This is a genomic window from Stieleria sp. (assembly GCF_041595215.1).
Taxonomy (GTDB): domain Bacteria; phylum Planctomycetota; class Planctomycetia; order Pirellulales; family Pirellulaceae; genus Stieleria; species Stieleria magnilauensis.
Window position 1 is genome coordinate 1 of sequence record NZ_JBFHKV010001095.1, and the last position, 2,799, is coordinate 2,799.

The 2,799-nt window shown below is 60.8% G+C and carries 3 protein-coding genes; 2 read left to right on the top strand and 1 reads right to left on the bottom strand.

Annotated features, from left to right (window positions below; genetic code table 11):
- Positions 1-1,188 (top strand): NAD(P)/FAD-dependent oxidoreductase (locus ABX749_RS28405; protein WP_372899001.1); only part of this gene is annotated, 1,188 nt, incomplete at its 5' end.
- Between the two features lie 3 nt (positions 1,189-1,191).
- On the top strand, positions 1,192-2,601 hold the full coding sequence (gene miaB / locus ABX749_RS28410; RefSeq protein WP_372899002.1) for a tRNA (N6-isopentenyl adenosine(37)-C2)-methylthiotransferase MiaB: 1,410 nt from the start codon (positions 1,192-1,194) through the stop codon (positions 2,599-2,601).
- Positions 2,602-2,608: 7 nt separating this feature from the next.
- Here miaB and ABX749_RS28415 read toward each other — a convergent pair.
- Positions 2,609-2,799, bottom strand: a 191-nt coding sequence (locus ABX749_RS28415) for a hypothetical protein (protein ID WP_372899003.1), incomplete at its 5' end; no start/stop codon positions are given.

Consider the following 2,799-nt stretch of genomic DNA (forward strand, 5'->3'; position numbering starts at 1 on the left):
GCCCGCAAGGACCAGGTGATTTCCAACCTGACCGGCGGACTGGGCAATCTGGCCAAGCGTCGCAACGTCACCGTGATCCAAGCCCGCGGCAGCTTTGTCAACTCGACCACGTTGCAATTGGAAGGCGACCACGAATCGATTCCCGTCGGCGGGCAACTGACCTTCGACCACTGCATCCTGGCCACCGGCAGTGTCCCCGCGATGCCGCCGGCGTTCAACATCGGCAGCGACCGCGTGATGGACAGCACCGGTGCACTGGCGCTGGCCGACATCCCCGAATCGATGCTGGTCGTCGGCGGCGGCTACATCGGATTGGAAATGGGCAGCGTGTACGCCCATCTGGGTTCCAAGGTCACGGTCGTCGAATTGGCCGACGGCTTGTTGCCCGGAGCGGATCGCGATCTTGTCAAACCGCTGGCCAAACGCATCGACAAACTATGCGAAGGCCGTGTGCTGACGAACACCAAGGTCGGCTCGTTGACCGAAGTCGGCGACAAGATCGAAGTGACGTTTGAAGGGCCGGCCCATTTCGGGCACGAGCAGTTTGATCGAGTGCTGATCAGCATCGGCCGACGTCCGGTCACCCGCGGCCTGGGACTGGAAAACACCTCCGTCGTTATCAACGAGCGGGGCTTCGTCGAATGCGACGACCGACAACGCACGGCCGACCCGCACATCCTGGCGATCGGTGACGTCGCCGGGGATCCGATGCTCGCCCACAAAGCGACGCACGAAGGCCGGGTGGCCGCCGAAGTCCTGGCCGGGAAAGCCGCCAGCTTTGACAAGAAAGCGATTCCGGCGGTGGTGTTTACCGATCCCGAGATCGCTTGGGCTGGCATCACCGAAACCGAAGCCAAGCGAGACGGTGTGAAGGTCTCGGTGGAAGTCTATCCCTGGGCGGCGAGCGGACGGGCTCAAGCTCTGGGGATCACCGAAGGGTTGACCAAGTGGCTGGTCGATCCAGACTCCGGACGCGTGATCGGTTGTGGGATCGTCGGATCAGGGGCCGGTGAATTGATCGCCGAAGCCGTCTTGGCGATCGAAATGGGATGCGAAGTCCATGACGTGACCGAAAGCGTGCACCCGCACCCGACGCTCAGCGAAACGTTGATGAACGCCGGTGAAGTGCACTTCGGCACCGCCACCGAAATTTTCAAACCCAAACGAAAACCTGCGTCAGTGGGTTAATCCATGACACAACGCGTCTACATCAAAACCGTCGGCTGCCAGATGAACGTGCTGGACAGCGAAATGGTCATCGCTGACTTGAAACGTCACGGCTACACCGTCGTGGACTCGCACGAAGATGCGGACTGCGTGCTGTACAACACCTGCAGCGTCCGCGAGCATGCCGAGGAAAAGGTCTACAGCGCGTTGGGCAAGATCCGTGAATCCAAAAAGGATCATCCGGACAAACTGATCGGTGTGATGGGCTGCATGGCCCAAAAGGATCAGGAGATCATTTTCAAACGTGCACCCTACGTCGACATGGTGGTCGGTCCGGGGCAACTGCACACGATCCCAGATCTGCTGACCAAACTGCGAAACGGCGAAGGCCGTCAGATGGCGGTCTCGCTGGGCCGCAAGGACGACAAGCAAGCCGTCGTCGCGCGGAGCCACGAGACGTTCGACCCGCTCCGTGATCCCACGATGCGGCCGACCCCGTTTCAGGCGTACCTGCGGATCCAGATCGGTTGCGACAAGTTTTGCACCTACTGTGTCGTCCCCAACACGCGCGGCCCCGAGCAAGGACGTCCGCCCCGGCAAATCATCTCCGAAGCCCAGGTGCTGGCTGAGCAGGGATGCCGCGAGATCACGCTGCTCGGTCAAACCGTCAACAGCTACAAGTATTCCGCCGATGGCGAAACGACGGACATGACGTCGCTGTTGGAAATGCTGCACGATGTCGATGGGATCGAGCGGATCAAGTTCGTCACCAATTACCCCAAAGACATGACCGAGCGGTTGTTGGTGGCCGTCCGCGACCTGCCGAAGGTCTCGCCGTATTTGCACGTGCCCGCCCAGAGCGGCAGCGATGACGTGCTCAAACGCATGAAACGCGGCTACACGATCGCCGACTACATGGAGATGTTCGAGCGGATCGAGCGGATCTTGCCCGAGGCCGCCGTCAGCAGCGACTTCATCGTCGGGTTCTGCGGCGAGACCGACGAGGACTTTGAAAAATCCGTCGCGTTGGTCGAACGTTGTCGCTTCAAGAACAGCTTCATCTTCCAATACAGCGTCCGGCCCGGCACCAAGGCCGCCGAACGATTGGAAGACGACGTCCCGCGCGAGGTCAAAGCCGAGCGGAACCATCGCTTGCTGGAAGTCCAGAACCGGATCGCGAAAGAAGAAAACGCCAAAATGATCGGCCGCGAGGTTCAGGTGTTGGTCGAAGGCCCCAGCAAGAAAGCCGCCGACGCCGATGCAGACAGCCCCGTCGTTCAAATGACCGGGCGGACCCCCTGTGATCGCATCGTCGTGTTCGACGGCAACCGTCGCCAGGCGGGGCAGTTGCTGGACATCCATGTCGACGACGTCAGCAGCCACACCTTGATCGGCCGTGTCAAAACGGTCGACGTCGTCTCGATCGGGTTGTAGTGGTGGCTCAGCCAAGTTCCAAACTCAAAACGCACCGCAGCGCCGAGCGGATGTTCGAGAAAGCCGATCGCGCTGTTCCGGTGCGATTGGTCCGAATTGCCGTTGAGGGATCGAGGGCCCGTAGGCTGGCGCCGAACGGCTGATCATCATTTGTCATCAGCCGGTTCGCGCCAGCGTTCGGGCACTTTTCTCCACAGA